Origin of the sequence: Microcella alkalica (assembly GCF_014137945.1) — a bacterium.
Taxonomy (GTDB): Bacteria; Actinomycetota; Actinomycetes; order Actinomycetales; family Microbacteriaceae; genus Microcella; species Microcella alkalica.
In genome coordinates this window covers 62,661-78,031 of record NZ_JACGWX010000003.1, presented here as the reverse complement: position 1 = coordinate 78,031, position 15,371 = coordinate 62,661, and the positions used below count along the sequence as shown (strand labels likewise).

General features: G+C 71.1%; 15 protein-coding genes. 9 read left to right on the top strand and 6 right to left on the bottom strand.

All coding sequences use genetic code 11. From position 1 onward, the window contains the following. Positions 1-100: 100 nt before the first annotated feature. The 4 genes from FHX53_RS07195 to FHX53_RS07180 form a co-directional block, all read right to left on the bottom strand. The gene (locus FHX53_RS07195) at positions 101-1,066 is read right to left on the bottom strand and encodes a bile acid:sodium symporter (RefSeq protein ID WP_220476286.1); all 966 of its coding nucleotides are present in this window, start codon (positions 1,064-1,066) and stop codon (positions 101-103) included. Continuing rightward, complete coding sequence (locus FHX53_RS07190; RefSeq protein ID WP_182490683.1) at positions 1,063-2,799, bottom strand: AMP-binding protein; 1,737 nt, start codon at positions 2,797-2,799, stop codon at positions 1,063-1,065. The genes FHX53_RS07195 and FHX53_RS07190 overlap by 4 nt, the downstream gene beginning before the upstream one ends. Positions 2,800-2,921: 122 nt before the next feature. Next, the gene (locus tag FHX53_RS07185; RefSeq protein ID WP_182490682.1) at positions 2,922-3,332 is read right to left on the bottom strand and encodes a VOC family protein; all 411 of its coding nucleotides are present in this window, start codon (positions 3,330-3,332) and stop codon (positions 2,922-2,924) included. A gap of 10 nt (positions 3,333-3,342) precedes the next feature. After that, entirely contained in the window at positions 3,343-4,695 is a 1,353-nt protein-coding gene (locus tag FHX53_RS07180) for a DNA recombination protein RmuC (protein WP_182490681.1), read from the bottom strand. 75 nt (positions 4,696-4,770) lie between these two features. Between FHX53_RS07180 and FHX53_RS07175 the strand changes: the two genes are divergently transcribed. The 4 genes from FHX53_RS07175 (at position 4,771) to FHX53_RS07160 (ending at position 8,556) form a co-directional block, all read left to right on the top strand. Further along, the gene (locus FHX53_RS07175; protein WP_182490680.1) at positions 4,771-5,685 is read left to right on the top strand and encodes a LysR family transcriptional regulator; all 915 of its coding nucleotides are present in this window, start codon (positions 4,771-4,773) and stop codon (positions 5,683-5,685) included. Positions 5,686-5,797: 112 nt separating this feature from the next. After that, positions 5,798-7,288, top strand: a complete 1,491-nt coding sequence (locus tag FHX53_RS07170; protein ID WP_182490679.1) for a CoA-acylating methylmalonate-semialdehyde dehydrogenase — start codon at positions 5,798-5,800, stop codon at positions 7,286-7,288. Between the two features lie 192 nt (positions 7,289-7,480). Next, the gene (locus FHX53_RS07165; protein WP_182490678.1) at positions 7,481-8,032 is read left to right on the top strand and encodes an OsmC family protein; all 552 of its coding nucleotides are present in this window, start codon (positions 7,481-7,483) and stop codon (positions 8,030-8,032) included. 68 nt (positions 8,033-8,100) lie between these two features. After that, positions 8,101-8,556 carry a hypothetical protein gene (locus FHX53_RS07160; RefSeq protein ID WP_182490677.1) on the top strand — a complete coding sequence of 152 codons (456 nt, stop codon included), beginning with the start codon at positions 8,101-8,103 and terminating at the stop codon, positions 8,554-8,556. 20 nt (positions 8,557-8,576) lie between these two features. On the opposite strand, the gene FHX53_RS07155 is transcribed toward FHX53_RS07160, so the two are convergent. Beyond that, a complete protein-coding gene (locus FHX53_RS07155; RefSeq protein ID WP_182490676.1) occupies positions 8,577-9,191 on the bottom strand; it encodes an exonuclease domain-containing protein in 615 nt (204 codons plus the stop codon). A 105-nt stretch (positions 9,192-9,296) separates the two neighbouring features. On the opposite strand from FHX53_RS07155, the gene FHX53_RS07150 reads away from it, so the two are divergent. From FHX53_RS07150 to FHX53_RS07140, 3 genes are read left to right on the top strand one after another with little or no spacing between them, the layout of a single operon-like run. Next, complete coding sequence (locus FHX53_RS07150; protein ID WP_182490675.1) at positions 9,297-10,316, top strand: EamA family transporter; 1,020 nt, start codon at positions 9,297-9,299, stop codon at positions 10,314-10,316. A gap of 22 nt (positions 10,317-10,338) precedes the next feature. Next, the gene (locus FHX53_RS07145; protein WP_246335559.1) at positions 10,339-11,403 is read left to right on the top strand and encodes an LLM class flavin-dependent oxidoreductase; all 1,065 of its coding nucleotides are present in this window, start codon (positions 10,339-10,341) and stop codon (positions 11,401-11,403) included. 28 nt (positions 11,404-11,431) lie between these two features. Further along, positions 11,432-11,944 (top strand): YfcE family phosphodiesterase, encoded by a 513-nt coding sequence (locus FHX53_RS07140; protein WP_182490674.1) that lies wholly within the window; start codon positions 11,432-11,434, stop codon positions 11,942-11,944. Between the two features lie 93 nt (positions 11,945-12,037). Here FHX53_RS07140 and FHX53_RS07135 read toward each other — a convergent pair whose 3' ends face one another. Beyond that, positions 12,038-13,879, bottom strand: coding sequence for a gamma-glutamyltransferase family protein (locus FHX53_RS07135; RefSeq protein WP_182490673.1), 1,842 nt, complete (start codon positions 13,877-13,879; stop codon positions 12,038-12,040). A gap of 80 nt (positions 13,880-13,959) precedes the next feature. On the opposite strand from FHX53_RS07135, the gene ychF reads away from it, so the two are divergent. After that, the gene (gene ychF, locus FHX53_RS07130; protein WP_182490672.1) at positions 13,960-15,033 is read left to right on the top strand and encodes a redox-regulated ATPase YchF; all 1,074 of its coding nucleotides are present in this window, start codon (positions 13,960-13,962) and stop codon (positions 15,031-15,033) included. Between the two features lie 6 nt (positions 15,034-15,039). After that, positions 15,040-15,333, top strand: a complete 294-nt coding sequence (locus tag FHX53_RS07125) for a hypothetical protein (protein ID WP_182490671.1) — start codon at positions 15,040-15,042, stop codon at positions 15,331-15,333. Positions 15,334-15,371: the final 38 nt, after the last annotated feature.

The following is a 15,371-nucleotide window of genomic DNA, read 5'->3' as shown; positions in this document are numbered from 1 at the left end:
CGACCCGCGCCGAGCATCCGCCGCCGCGCCCCACGGAAACGGACACGTAACGCGCCGTCGGGCGTGTGGCTTGTCCGTTCCGGTGTGAAACGCGCTGCTACTACAGCAGGTTCGGGATCTTCTGCTCGGCCGCCGTGTTCGCGCGCCGGAAGACGATCGTCACGACGGTCGAGATCAGCACGATGAACAGCGAGTAGAGGGCCGGCACGATCAGGATGAGCCCGATGTCGGGGCTCCCCTGGAAGGTCAGCAGGATGATCGCGATCGCGAGAGGACCGTTCTGGATGCCCGTCTCGAGCGCGATCGTGCGGGCGTTCGCGGGGTGCAGCCGGATGGCCTTGGAGATGCCGTAGGCGATGAGGATGCCGAACAGTCCGAGCCCGATCGCCACGACATAGGTCTGCCACGGCGTCGATGTCAGCAGCGCCCAGTTCCGAGGCACCCACGTGAGCACGAGGAACACGATGAAGAAGAGCCCGAAGAAGCCGCCGAGCAGCTCGAGGACTGCCCCGACGTTCGCGCTGTAGCGCCGGATCAGCATGCCGAGCACGACGGGGATCAGCAGGATGGCCAGGGTCACCACGATGTTCGTGAGGGGGATCTGGAACTCGGAGGTCTCTGCGAAGAGCAAATTTCCGAAGATCGCGAGCGCGAGAGGCGTCATGAGGATCGCCCACAGCGTCGAGTTCGTCGTCATCATGACGCTCAGCGCGAGATTTCCCTTGGAGAAGTACGTGAACATGTTCGACGTCGTGCCGGCGGGTACGGCACCCATGAGCAGCGCGCCGACGGCGACCGGGAGTGCGTACTCGGGGGCGAGCTGGAAGAGGAACACGAGGCACAGCACGTAGGCGAGCACCGGCATGATGCCGAACTGCGTGAGGAAACCGATGATGAGTCCGGATGGTCGCTTGAGCGCGAGCTTGAAGTCGCGCGGCGTGAGACCGGCGCCCAGGCCGAACATGATGACGAAGACGAGGCCAACGAGCAGGTTCTGCTCGAACGGTGTGACGACGTCCTGCTCGTTGACGACCGCCTGGGTCGCGATGGAGAGCGGCGCGATCACGAGAGCTCCCTTCCCTGGGTCTCGATACTGGCCGTGCTCGACGTGACACCGATCGCGCGTAGCTCGCGGCGGAGGATCTTGCCGATCGGGCTCTTCGGGAGCTCATCGACGAATCGCACAGACTTCGGCACCTTGTAGGCGGCGAGTGTCTCACGGCAGTGCGCGATGACCTGCTCCTCGGTCGGCGGATTCTGGGTGGGCACGATGTACGCGCGCACCGCCTCGCCCGTCTTGGCGTCGGGCAGGCCGATGACGCCGACCTCGAGCACGCCGGTCATCGAGGCGATGCGCTCCTCGACCTCGTTGGGGTAGACGTTGAAGCCGCTCACGATGATCATGTCCTTCTTGCGGTCGACGATCGTGAAGTAGCCGTCGGCATCCATCTGGGCGATGTCGCCCGTGCGGAACCAGCCGTCGATCATGGCGCCCTCGGTGTCGGCGGGGCGCTGCCAGTAGCCGGGCGTGATCTGGGGGCCCTTCGCGACGAGCTCTCCCGGCTCGCCTGCGGGCACGTCGGCGCCGTTCTCGTCGATGCACCGCACGACGGTCGAGGGCACGGGGATGCCGATGGTGCCATCCTTCCCGGCGCCGCCGAGCGGGTTGAAGGTCAGGCAGGGGGCGGTCTCGGTGAGCCCGTAGCCCTCGACGATCGGCGTGCCGGTGACGCGTCGCCACTCCTGCGCCACCGATTCGTGCAGGGCCATGCCGCCGGCCGCCGAGGCCACGAGGTGCTTGGGCGGGCTCTCGACGAACCAGCGCTCGTTGAGCAGCGCGTTGAAGAGGGTGTTGACGCCCGTCGTCCACGTGATCTGGTAGTTCTCGAAGGCCCGCTTGAGATTGCTCGGCGGGCGGGGCGAGGGCACGAGGATGTTGCGCGCACCCTTGTGGAAGAACCCGACCAGATTCACCGTGAAGGCGAAGATGTGGTAGACCGGCAGCGCGGTCAGGACGACCTCCTTGCCCGGGCGGATGTGCGTGCCGAGCATCTGCATCATCTGCATCGTGTTCGACACGAGGTTGCCGTGCGTGAGCATCGCGCCCTTGGCGACGCCCGTCGTTCCGCCCGTGTACTGGAGGGCGGCGAGCGTGTCGGCGCCGATCCCGTCGAGGTACGAGTCGCTCTTGCCGAGGCTCTGCCGCCCGCGCACGAGGGCCGCCTGCAGCGCGGTGTGGGGCACCGTGATCGTCGGCAACGACCGGTTCCACACCTTCTGCACCATGCGGATGACGCCGGCGACGACGGGCGGGAAGAACTCGGTGATCCGCACAGTGACGACCGTCTCGATGCTCGTCGCAGGAAGCACCTCGGGCAGGCGGTCGGCGAACATGTCGATGATGACGAGGACCGTGGCGCCCGAGTCGGAGAACTGGTGCGTCATCTCGCTCGGGGTGTAGAGCGGGTTCGTGTTGACGAGCACGCAGCCGGCCTTCAGGACGCCGAAGGCGACGACGGGGTAGCTCAGGCAGTTCGGCATCTGAACCGCGACGCGGTCGCCGGCTCGCAGCCCGACCTCCTCGCGCAGGTAGGCGGCGAAGGCGTCGGAGAGCTCGTCGACCTCCCGGTAGGTCAGCGACCCGTTCATGCCGTTGGGCATGCACTGGGTGAACGCGGTCGTGTCTGCATACTCGGCGACCGCGGTCGAGATGAGCCCCGGAAGGGTCTCGAACGGCGGGGGCACGAGCTCGTGCGGCACATCGGTCGGGTAGTGGTCGAGCCAGGGGCGTTGGGTCATCAGTGATCTTTCGCCGGAGGGGTCGCCGCCTCGTCGACGGTGACGAGGGGGCCTGCCCCGATGCTAGTGGCAGGGTGTGCGCGCGCACAGGATCGGCGCGACGGGGTGCCACCTCGTGCTCGTCAGACCAGCGCGGCGTCGTCGCGCGGCGGGTTCTGCAGCACCGCGATGATGTTGCCGGCTGGATCGGTCAACCACGCGATGTCGGGGCCGCGGCCGGCGGCGATCCCGCGGGCGATGCCCCGGGCATCCTGGTCGAACCCGTCATAGCGGAGGAGCTCGACGCCCGCGGACGCGAGGTCGTCGACGGCCGTGTCGATGTCGTCGACCTCGAGGTTGAGCACGGTGTAGGTCGCCGGCTCATGGTCGGGCTTCGGGTAGATGAGGACCCAGCCGCCTCCCGGGAGCTCGAGCGAGAGCTGGCCCATGGACTCGACGGCGACCTCGAGGCCGAGGACGTCCGCGTAGAACGTGCGGGCCGCGTCGATGTCGGGGACGGCGAAGCCGGCGAAAGCGAAGTTGTGCGCGATCATGCCCGGCAGGCTACTCCCGTGCGGAAGGGGCGTCGACGGGTGGTGCGTCGGCGCTCGCGGCGTCGGGGTCGGCGGTTCCGGTGAGCTCATCGGCGAGCTCGGCGGCGGCGAGCTGCCTCGGCTGCTCCTCGATCGTGCGCGGGGAGGGAACGACCTTGCTCTCGTCGAGCCCGTCGAGACGGCGGGCCGTGACGAGCACACGGCTCTCGAGCGAGCTCGCGAACTGGTTGTAGGCCTTGACACTGCGCTCGATCGCCCCGCCGAGGGCATCGGCGTGCTCGGCGAGCTTCGCGATGCGCGAGTAGAGCTCCTTCGACAGGTCGAACAGCAGCTTCGCCTCGTCGGTGAGCACCTCCTGCTGCCAGGTGAAGGCGATGGTCTTCAGAACGGCCCAGAAGCTCACGGGGCTCGCGAGCGCGATGCGCTTGGAGAACGCGTACTCGAGCAGGGTCGGGTCCTTCTCGAGCGCGGCGGCGAGCAGCGGCTCGTTCGGAATGAAGGCGATCGTGAACTCGGGGCTCGCCTCGAGACCGGTGAAGTACTGCTTGCCCGCGAGCGCGTCCACGTGCGCCTTGATGCGCTTAGCGTGCTCGGCGAGCAGCGAGGCGCGCCGGGCCTCCTCCTCGCCCGTGGCGGTCGCGGGGATCGCGCTGGCCTCGATGTAGCTGTTGTACGGCACCTTCGCGTCGACCGCGATCGACTTGCCGCCGGGCAGGCGCAGCACCATGTCGGGTCGGCGTGCGGCGCCGTCGGCCTCGATCGACTCCTGAAGGAAGAAGTCGACACGATTGAGGAGCCCCGCCGACTCCACGAGCGTGCGCAGCTGCGTCTCGCCCCAGACCCCGCGCGTGGCGTTGTTGCGCAGGGCGCTCGCGAGCGACTCGGCGGTCGCCCGCAGGCGCTCCTCCGCCTCGGTCGCCTGGCGCAGCTGCTGCGAGAGCTCGCCGTGCTGCTGACTGCGCTGCGTCTCGAGCTCGGTGACCTTCGCCTGCATCGCGCGCAGCATCTCCTGCACGGGGGTGAGCTGCTGCAGCACCCGGCTCTCGGCGCGCTCGCGCTCGGTCTGGGCCTGCTGCTCGACGCGCTGTCGCTCGACGAGCTCGCGGTGCTGCTCCTGCTGGTGCACGACCTGCTCGCGCAGCGCTGCCGCCGTCGCCTGAAGGCCGGCGAGCTCGCTCGAGAGCTGCGCCCGGTGCGACGCCTCCTCCGCGCGCACCTCGGCGAGGAGGGCCTGATGCCGAGCCTCGATGATCGCCGGATCCTCCGCCGCGGGTCGCGTGCGCCGCGCCACGAGGAGCCCGACCGCGATGCCGAGCAGGACGCCGAGGAGCGCACCGATGAGGAGAGGGAGCAGGAAGTCCATGGCCAGGAGTGTGGCAGGGGCATCCGACATCGCCGGCCGCGCAGCCGCCCGCGCGCAGGGCCGTAGGGTGAGCGCATGGCCCCCGCACCGCGCCCGCAGGACGTCAGCACCGACGACGTGCGGTATCTCGTGGCCGTCGCACGGGTCGGCCGCATGACCTCGGCCGGGACGCTCCTCGGCGTCGATCACACGACCGTACGCCGCCGCATCGACCGGCTCGAGGCGGCGCTCGGCGCTCGGCTGCTCGATCGCGGCGCCGACGGGTGGGAGCTCACCGCGATCGGGCGCGAGGTCGTGGATCGGGCATCCGCGCTCGAGGGCATCGTCGAGCAGGTCGTCGCGGCCGCCTCGGGCGACGGGGCCGTGCGCGGCACCGTCCGCGTCGCCGCGCCCGACGGGTTCGGCGCGATGTTCGTCGCCCCGGCGCTCGCCGCCGTGCGCGCCGAGCACCCCGGCATCGCGCTCGAGCTCGTGACGTCCACCCGGCCGCTGAGCCTGCGAGGGTCGGGCTTCGACCTCGCCGTGACCATCGGCGCCGCGCGCGCGGCCCGCGTGCAGTCGGAGCCGCTCGCCGAGTACGCGTTGCGCCTCTACGCCTCACCCGACTATCTGGACGGCCGGCCGCCGGTGCGCTCGCTCGCCGACCTCGAGGGCCACGATCTCGTCTTCTACGTCGACGCGCTGCTGACCGTGCGCGAGCTCGACCTCGCGCCCGTCCTCGGCGGCATGCGGCTCGGCTTCGGCTCGACGAGCGTGTTCGCGCAGGTGGAGGCCACGCGCGCGGGGGCCGGTATCGGCCTGCTCCACGCGTTCATGTGCGAGGCGGATGCCCGGCTCGTGCCCGTGCTGCCCGAGCTCGTCGACTTCCGGCTCGAGTTCACTCTCTCGGCGCGGCCCGAGAGCCCGGCGGTCGACGCCGTCGCGATCGTGCGCGAGGCGCTGCACGCCGAGGTCGCGCGCCGCCGGGACGAGCTTGTCCCGCCCCGCTGAGGCTCATCTGCAGATCTGCACATCGACTGTGCACCTTCACCGCTTGAGTGCAGATGGAAGGGGGCGCAGACTGAACACGAATCCCTCCCTCATCGCTGTCAGGAGCATCCTCATGACCACCGTTCAGCACTGGGTCGACGGAGCCGCGTTCGCGGGCTCCTCCACTCGCACCGCCCCCGTCTACAACCCGGCCCTCGGCAGCGTCGCCCGCGAGGTCTCGCTCGCCACGAAGGCCGACCTCGATGCCGCGGTCGCCTCGGCGAAGGCCGCCCTGCCCGCCTGGTCGACGACGCCCGTCGGCAAGCGGCAGCAGATCATGTTCGCCTTCCGCGAGAGGCTCAACGCCCGCAAGGAGGAGCTCGCGGCGATCCTCACCGCCGAGCACGGCAAGGTCACCTCCGACGCGCTCGGCGAGATCGCCCGCGGCCTCGAGGTCGTCGAGCTCGCGTGCTCGATCCCGCAGCTCATGAAGGGCGAGTACGCCGAGCAGGTCTCGACCGGCGTCGACGTCTACTCGATCAAGCAGCCCGTCGGCGTCGTCGGCATCATCAGCCCCTTCAACTTCCCCGCAATGGTGCCGCTGTGGTTCTTCCCGCTCGCGATCGCGGCGGGCAACACCGTCGTCCTCAAGCCGAGCGAGAAGGACCCGTCCGCCTCGATCTGGCTCGCCGAGCTCCTGACCGAGTGCGGCCTGCCGAACGGCGTGCTCAACGTCGTCAACGGCGACAAGGAGAGCGTCGACGCCCTCCTCGACAACCCCGACGTCGCCGCGATCAGCTTCGTCGGCTCGACGCCCATCGCGAAGTACATCTACGAGCGCGGCACCGCCAACGGCAAGCGCGTTCAGGCCCTCGGCGGGGCGAAGAACCACATGCTCGTCCTGCCCGACGCCGACCTCGACCTCGTCGCCGACTCGGCCGTCAACGCCGGCTTCGGCTCGGCGGGCGAGCGCTGCATGGCGATCTCGGTCGTCGTCGCCGTCGAGCCCGTCGCCGACGAGCTCATCGCCAAGATCAGCGAGCGCATCGGCACGCTGAAGGTCGGCGACGGCACGCGCAACTGCGACATGGGTCCGCTCATCACGAAGGAGCACCGCGACAAGGTCGCCGGCTACCTCGACGTGGCCGAGACCGACGGCGCCGAGATCGTCGTCGACGGCCGCGGCATCGACATCGACGGCGACGCCAACGGGTTCTGGCTCGGCCCGACCCTCATCGACAAGGTGCCGACCTCGTCGCGCGTCTACACCGAGGAGATCTTCGGCCCCGTGCTCTCGATCGTCCGTGTGCAGAGCTACGACGAGGGCCTCGCGCTCATCAACGGCTCGCAGTACGGCAACGGCACGGCCATCTTCACGAACGACGGCGGAGCCGCTCGCCGCTTCCAGAGCGAGGTAACGGTCGGCATGATCGGCATCAACGTGCCCATCCCCGTCCCGGTCGGCTACTTCTCGTTCGGCGGCTGGAAGGACTCGCTGTTCGGCGACACCAAGGCCTACGGCACGCAGGCGATCCACTTCTTCACGCGCGAGAAGGCGATCACCTCGCGCTGGCTCGACCCGAGCCACGGCGGCATCAACCTGGGCTTCCCCCAGAACCACTGACCCTCGCCGTCTTCGCCCCCGCCGCTTCCTAGAGAGCGCAGGGGCGTGGGCGGGGCGGATGCGGGGCTCGCGCTGCGGCGCGGGCCCCGTTCTCGTGTCCTCCCATGACGTCGCGTTGCGGTTCGTGACCGTGCGCGACGCCGCGTGACGGGACCGCGTGACGCGAGGCGGGCATCCGCCTAGCGTGCCCGCATGACGAATCTCGCCGCGCCCTCCGTTCCCCTCTCGACCGCCGACGACCGCGCCGCTCGCCTCATCGACGCCGGCGCCACGTGGGCCGACCGCATCGAGGCGTCGCCCGCCTCCGCGCAGCTCACCTACCGCGTCTCGGGCGAGGGCGAGGGCTCGGTCGCGACCCGCATCCGCGCCGGGAAGCACGAGTTCGTCGTCGACGAGCCGGGCGCGCTCGCGGGCGACGACGTCGCGGCGAGCCCCGTCGAGTACGCGCTCGGAGCCCTCATCTCGTGCCAGGTCGTCGTCTACCGGCTCTACGCGCAGGCGCTCGGGATCCGCGTCGTCGGGATCGACATCGCCGCCGAGGGCGACCTGGATGCGCGCCGCCTGTTCGGCATCGACGAGAGCGTGCGGGCCGGCTTCAGCGACATCCGGCTCGTGATCACGCTCACTGGGCCCGAGACGCTCGAGCGGTACGAGGAGCTGCGCGCCGCGGTCGACGCGCACTGCCCCGTGCTCGACCTGTTCACGAACCCGACGCCCGTGAGCGCGGTCGTGCGGAAGGGCTGACACACAGGCCCGACCCCTGTCTGTCAACGGGGTCACGGCGAGCGGATGCGCGGCCTAGCGTTCGCCGTATGGATCAGTCACAGATCATCACCCTCGTCATCGTCCTCGTCGTCGTCGTCGCCCTCGCGGCCGTCGTCGCGGTCGTCGTCTCGCGCAAGCGGAAGGAGCAGCAGGCGGAGAAGGAGCGCGCGCGCGCCCAGGAGCTCCAGTCGCAGGCGGAGCGCGACCGCGTCACGGCCGCCGACCGGGAGGCGCGCGCGGCCGAGGCCGAGGCGGAGGCGCGTCGCGCCGAGGCCGACGCCGCCAAGGCGCGCCAGGCCGCGGAGCAGCACGCGAGCTCGGCGCAGGAGGTCCGGGCTCGGGCCGACGAGCGCAGCCGCGAGGCGGCGACGATCGTCGGGAGCGACGGGCACGTCGACGGGGCGCGTTCGGATGCTCGTCACGACGATGTGCGTCACGACGACGCACGTCACGACGATGCACGCCACGAGGGCATTCGACTCGACGACGAGCCTCGCCGCTGAGGCCCGCCCCTCGGCGGGCTCTAGGCGAGCGCGGCGGGGCGGTGCTCCGCCGCGACCTCGTCGGCAGCGGGGCCGATGAGGCCGACCGTCGTGCCCGTGATGCGGGCCAGTTCGTCCAGGTCGGCGGCGTCGTGGCGCTTCGCCGCGTGCACCATGATCGCCGCGCACGCCTCGGCGTCGGCGAGCGCGTCGTGGTGCGCGAAGTCCTCGAAGCCCGCGGCCATCGCCGCGACGGGGAGCCGGTACGAGTCGAGGTGGTAGGTGCGACGGGCGACCCGCAGACTGCAGGCGTAGCGCAGGCTCGGCACCGCGAGTCCGCTCGCCTCGGTCGCGGCGCGCAGCACCCCCATGTCGAACCCCGCGTTGTGGGCCACGAGCGCGTCGCCGTCGACGAACTCGAGCAAGGCATCCAGCTGATTGGCCCACAGAACGGCGTCGACGATGTCGGCGGCCGTGATGCCGTGGATGCGCGTGTTCCACTCCATCATGTGGTCGAAGCCGAGCGGCGGGCGGATCAGCCAGCCCGTCCTGTCGACGACGCGGCCATCGACGACCTTCACGAGCCCCACCGAGCACGCGGAGGCCGCGTGGTTGTTGGCGGTCTCGAAGTCGATGGCGGTGAAGTTCAGCGGCACCCCTCCAGGGTCGCACGGGCCTCCGACGGCGCCGTGCCGAACCGCCGCACGGATGCGCCCGCTCGCGCGTCATCCGCCGTCCCCGCATCGTTCTAGCCTGGAGTCGTGCACTCCCTCCGCCGGTTCGCGCCTCCCGTGCTCGCGCAGCTGTTCTGGGCGACGAACTTCATCTTCGGCGCCCGCCTCATCGACGAGTTCACCCCCGTCGAGCTGACGACGTACCGCTGGGTCGGCGCGCTGCCGCTCCTGCTCGTCATCGCGTGGTGGCTCGAGCGGCCCGACTGGCGCGCGGCGTGGGGCGAGTGGAGGTGGCATCTGCTGCAGGCGCTGCTCGGCATGGTCGGGTACACGCTCTTCCTCTACGCGGCACTCGAGACGAGCTCGTCGGTCAACGCCGGCGTCATCAGCGCCATGAGCCCCGCGACGATCACGATCGCGGCCGTCATCCTGCTCGGAGAGCGCGTCAGCCGCATCGGCGTCGCGGGCATCGCGCTGTCGATCGTGGGCGTGCTGCTCGTCGTCCTCGCCGGCCAGAGCGGAGCATCCGGCCTCGCGGTCTCGATCGGCGACCTCCTGCTCGTCGGGTCGGTGCTGGTGTGGACGGCGTACGTGATCGTGTCGCGCCGCCTGCGCACGCCGCCGATCGCCGCGACGGCGGTGCAGGTCGCGCTGAGCGTCGTCGTGCTGCTGCCCCTGCTCGCGATCACCGGAGCGCCGGCCGAGCCGACCGCCGAGGGGTGGTTCGGCCTCGCCTGGATCATCGTCTTCCCGAGCGCGCTCGCCTACCTGCTGTGGAACATCGCCGCCGCGACGCTCGGCCCCGCGAGGACGGGCGTGTTCCTGAACCTGCTTCCCGTCTTCACGACGATCATCGCGATCGCCCTCGGCGACGTCGTGACGGTGTGGCAGATCGTGGGTGGCGTCATCGTGCTCGTCGGGGTCTACCTCGCGACGCGTCCACCGCGCGTGGCGGCCGAGCCTCCGCTGTATGCCGACGGCGCCGGCGAGCCCGGGGCCGCGCGCACTGCGCCGATCGAGATCGTCGGGCGCGGGCATCCGTCGCCCCACGATGCCGACGCGGCGACCGACGCGGCGGATGCCCGGGGCCGGGACCGCGCGGAATAGCGCCCGCGCTCCATGCGTTCGCATGAGCATGACGCGACTCGGCTTCCTCTCGTTCGGCAACTGGAGCAACGTCCCCGGCTCGCTCACGCGCACCGGCGGCGAGGCGATCCTGCAGGGCATCGAGCTCGCGGTCGCGGCCGAGGAGGCCGGCGTCGACGGCGCCTACTACCGCGTGCACCACTTCGCGAAGAACTACTCCTCGCCCTACCCGATGCTCGCGGCCGCGGCCGCGCGCACGTCGCGCATCGCGCTCGGCACGGGCGTCATCGACATGCGCTACGAGAACCCGCTCGCGATGGCCGAGAACGCCGCCGCGACGGACCTCATCAGCGGCGGGCGCCTGCACCTCGGCATCAGCCGGGGGTCGCCCGAGACGTCGATCGCCGGGTACCGGAGCTTCGGGCACGTCCCCGGCGAGGGCTCGGTCGGCGACGTGCGCGCGGACGAGATCGACGCCGACATGGCGCGTCGGCACACGGCGGTCTTCCGCGAGGCGCTCACCGGCGCCGGCATGGCGCCCGCGAACCCGCAGATGGTCGGCACGTCCGGGCGCCTGCCCGTGACCCCGCAGTCGCCGGGCCTCGCCGACCGCATCTGGTGGGGCGCCGGCACGCGCGCGACCGCCGTCTGGGCCGCCGAGCAGGGCATGAACCTCATGAGCTCGACTCTGCTCACGGAGGACACGGGCGTGCCGTTCGACGAGCTGCAGGCCGAGCAGATCGCGCTGTTCCGCTCGACGTGGGCCGCTGCAGGCTGGCAGCGCGAGCCGCGCGTGTCGGTGAGCCGCAGCATCATCCCGCTCATCGATGACGAGACCGAGCACTACTTCGGGCTGCACGCCCAGGCCGAGCAGCGCGATCAGGTCGGCATCCTCGACGGATCGCGCTCGCGCTTCGGGCGCCAGTACATCGGCACGCCCGACCGCCTCGCCGAGGAGCTCCCGCGCGATGCCGCGGTGCTCGCGGCCGACACGCTGCTCGTGACGGTGCCGAACCAGCTCGGCGTGGACTTCAACGCGCGCATCCTCGCGGCGCTCGCGCGCGACGTCCTGCCGGCGGTGCGGGCGGCGGTGCCGTCGCTCGCGTAGCGGGCGGATGCTCGCCTAGGGTGCTCGCGTGAGGCTCCTCCTGCTCAGCGACACGCACCTGCCTGCGCGCGCTCGGTCGTTGCAGGATCAGGTGTGGCGACTCGTCGACGAGGCCGACCTCGTCATCCACGCGGGCGATTGGGTGGATATCGCGACCCACGACGCGCTGTCGGCGCGCGCATCCCGCCTCGTCGGTGTCGCGGGCAACAACGACGGCCCCGAGCTCTGGCAGCGGCTCGGCGAGGTCGCGCGCGTCGAGGTCGCGGGCGAGCGCATCGCGGTCATCCACGAGACGGGAGCGGCGGCGGGTCGCGAGGCGCGGTGCGACGCCCGGTTCGGCCCGGCATCGGATGCTCCGGCCGACGTGCTCGTCTTCGGGCACTCGCACATCCCGTGGGATTCGACGACGCCCGGCGGCGTGCGCCTGCTCAACCCGGGCTCGCCGACTGACCGGCGGAGGCAGCCCGTCGGCACGGTCATGACCCTCGAGGTCTCAGGCGGCGCCGTGCGCAGCGTCGAACTCGTGCCGACACCGCGCTGACCCGCCGCCCCGCACCGCTGACGTGACGGCTGGGGCGCCACTTCGGTGTGAAGGCGGCACATCGATGTGCAGCCCTGACGCCAAAGTGCCGCCCTACCGGCCGGCCGCGTACCCCTGCGCTCCGCGCGAGTTCGACGCCGCGTACATCCAGCCGCGCGCGCGGTCGATGCCGACGCAGCTCATGCGCCCGAGAGTCCACGGCCCGACGACGCTCACCGCGTGACCGCGCGCCCGCAGCCCCTCGATCACGTCGTCGCCGAGCCGCGACTCGACCGTGAGCGACGCGACCTGCACCGTGCGCGGCTGGAACGACGCGACCATCGCGTCGGTGTGGAACATCGGCGCATCGATCGCCTGCTGCGGCTCGTACCCTCCGACGATGCGGCGCAGCAGGTAGAGCAGCTGCCACTGATCCTGCTGGTCGCCGCCGGGCGTGCCGAGCGCCTCGAACGCTTCACCGGCGACCGCGAGCATGGTCGGCGAGAGCGTCGATCGAGGGCGGATGCCCGGCTCGAGTCGCGACGGCGACTTCGGGTCGAGCCACATCATCTGCGCGCGCGTGCCGAGGCAGAAGCCGAGGGAGGGGATCGTGGGGGAGGACTGCAACCACCCGCCCGAGGGGGTCACCGACACGAGCGTGCCCCACTGGTCGACGACGTCGAGGTGGCACGTGTCGCCGCGGGAGCGGCCGCTGCGGTCGATCGTCGGCTCGCCCGCGCCCGCCGACGAGGCCGCGCCGCCCACGACGGCGGCGGCGTGGTCGACGACCGGGGGCATCCACGGCGATCGGCCGCCGGGGCTGCCGGGTCGCACCTCGCGCGACGCCTCGTCGGTGATCAGCTCGGCCCGCGACGCCGGGTACGGCTCCGACAGCAGGTCTGAGAGCGGCACGTCGACCGCCGCGGGGTCGGCGAACCACGCGTCGCGGTCGGCGAGCGCGAGCTTGAGCGCCTCGACGATCGTGTGCACGCCGAGCTCGGTCGAGGGGTCGAGCACGCCGTCTCCGTGCGTCGCGGCGCGCGCCTCGAGGATGCCCAGCGCCATGAGCAGGGCGGGCCCCTGCGTCCACGCCCCGGCCTTCACGACATCGACCCCGCGGAAGGTCGTGACGAGTGGCTCCTCCTCCGCCGGCGCGAACGCCGCGACGTCGGCCGCGGTGATGACGCCCGCGTGATCGCCGCCCGTCGAGTGCCGCACGGGGGTCTGAACGAACTCCTCGATCGCCTCCGCGACGAAGCCGTGCCGCCACATTCCGATGGCGGCATGGATGCGGTCCTCGCGCGAGCCGGTCGACTCGCCGGCCGCGATGAGTCGCCTCAGCACCCCGGCCCAGGCCTCGTTGCGGATCATGTCGCCCGCCTCGGGCACCTCGCCGCCGGGCATCCACTGCGCCTTCGAGGTCGGCCAGTGCTCGTCGAACAGCGGCGCGACCGCGCGGATCGTGCGCACGACGTTCTCATGCACGGGGTGGCCCTCGGCGGCGTAGCGGAGGGCGGGGGAGAGCACGTCGCGCAGCTCCCACGTGCCGCGTTCGGCGAGCAGCGTCAGCCACGTGACGACCGAGCCGGGGGTCGCGGCGGCGAGCGGGCCCGCGCCGGGCACCTCGTCGAGCCCGAGCGAGCGGTAGTGCTCGATCGTCGCGGCCGCGGGTGCCGCGCCCTGCCCCGCGAGCACGATCGGCGCCTCGCCCACCGGAGCGACGAGCCCCGTCAGGTCGCCGCCCGGCCCGTTGAGGTGCGGCTCGACGACGTGCAGCACGAACGCGCACGCGACGGCGGCGTCGATCGCGGTCCCGCCGCGCTCGAGCACCGACTGGGCGGTGGCGGTGGCGAGCCAGTGCGTGCTCGCGGCCATGCCGAAGGTGCCGCGCAGCTCGGGGCGCGTGCGATCGGTCGGGGCGGGGGTGAAGGCTGAGCCGGCGTCGACGGAGGTCATCCTTCGAGGCTAGCCCGGGCATCCCTCATCGACTGCGGCGACGGCGGGCGCGGCGCGCCCCGCCGGTAGGCTGGTGGATCGTGGCTCTCACTATCGGCATCGTCGGCCTGCCCAACGTCGGCAAGTCCACCCTGTTCAACGCGCTCACCGAGAACGACGTGCTCGCGGCGAACTACCCGTTCGCGACGATCGAGCCCAACGTCGGCATCGTCGAGCTGCCCGATGAGCGCCTGCAGGTGCTCGCGGGCATCTTCGGCAGCGAGCGCATCCTGCCGGCGACCGTGTCGTTCGTCGACATCGCCGGCATCGTCAAGGGCGCGAGCGAGGGCGAGGGGCTCGGCAACCAGTTCCTCGCGAACATCCGCGAGTCGGATGCGATCGCGCAGGTCGTGCGCGCCTTCACCGACGACGACGTCGTGCACGTCGGCGGCAAGGTCGACCCCGCCGGCGACATGGAGATCATCAACACCGAGCTCATGCTCGCCGACCTCCAGACGCTCGAGAAGGCGCTGGTTCGGTATGAGAAGGAGGTGAAGGGCAAGAAGCTCGACCCTGGAGTGCTCCAGGCGGCGATGGATGCTCGCGCGCTGCTCTCCGCGGGCACCACCCTCTCGGCGGCGGGATTCGATGCCGCGCCGATCCGCGAGCTCGGCCTCCTCAGTGCGAAGCCGTTCATCTACGTGTTCAACGTCGACGAGGGCGTGCTCGGCGACGCTGACCGCATGGACGAGCTCGCGGCGCTCGTCGCGCCCGCGAAGGCCGTCTTCCTCGACGCGAAGATCGAGAGCGAGCTCATCGGGCTCGACGCCACTGACGCTGCCGAGCTACTCGCGTCGACCGGCCAGACCGAGAGCGGCCTGCACCAGCTGGCCCGCATCGGCTTCGACACGCTCGGCCTGCAGACGTACCTCACCGCCGGCCCCAAGGAGTCGCGCGCCTGGACGATCGGCAAGGGCTGGAAGGCCCCGCAGGCCGCCGGCGTGATCCACACCGACTTCGAGAAGGGCTTCATCAAGGCGGAGGTCATCTCGTTCGACGACCTCGTCGCGTGCGGCTCGGTCGCCGAGGCCCGCTCGAAGGGCAAGGCCCGCATCGAGGGCAAGGACTACGTCATGCAGGACGGCGACGTGGTCGAGTTCCGCTTCAATGTGTAGCCGGCCGTGAGCCTGCGCGATCGCTTCGATAGCCGGTCGATGCTGCTTGCCGACCTGCTGCGCGGGTACGACCTTCTCGGCGTCTACGTCGACCCAGACATTCGCCCGGACGACGACGATGAGTACGACGACCTCGTCAGCACCCTGCGCGACGGTCTGGGTATCGGCCTGTCGCCTGCGGAGTTGAGCGAGGTGTTCGCATCGGCCCTTCGGTCTCGTTGCGGACTGGATGAGGCGATCGCGGCGGAGGAACTGTTGTTCATCGAGCGAGTCCACGCACGCTGGCACCAGGCTGCCTAGTCGTCTTTCGCAATGTGCCTCTCACGGCATGTGTCGCC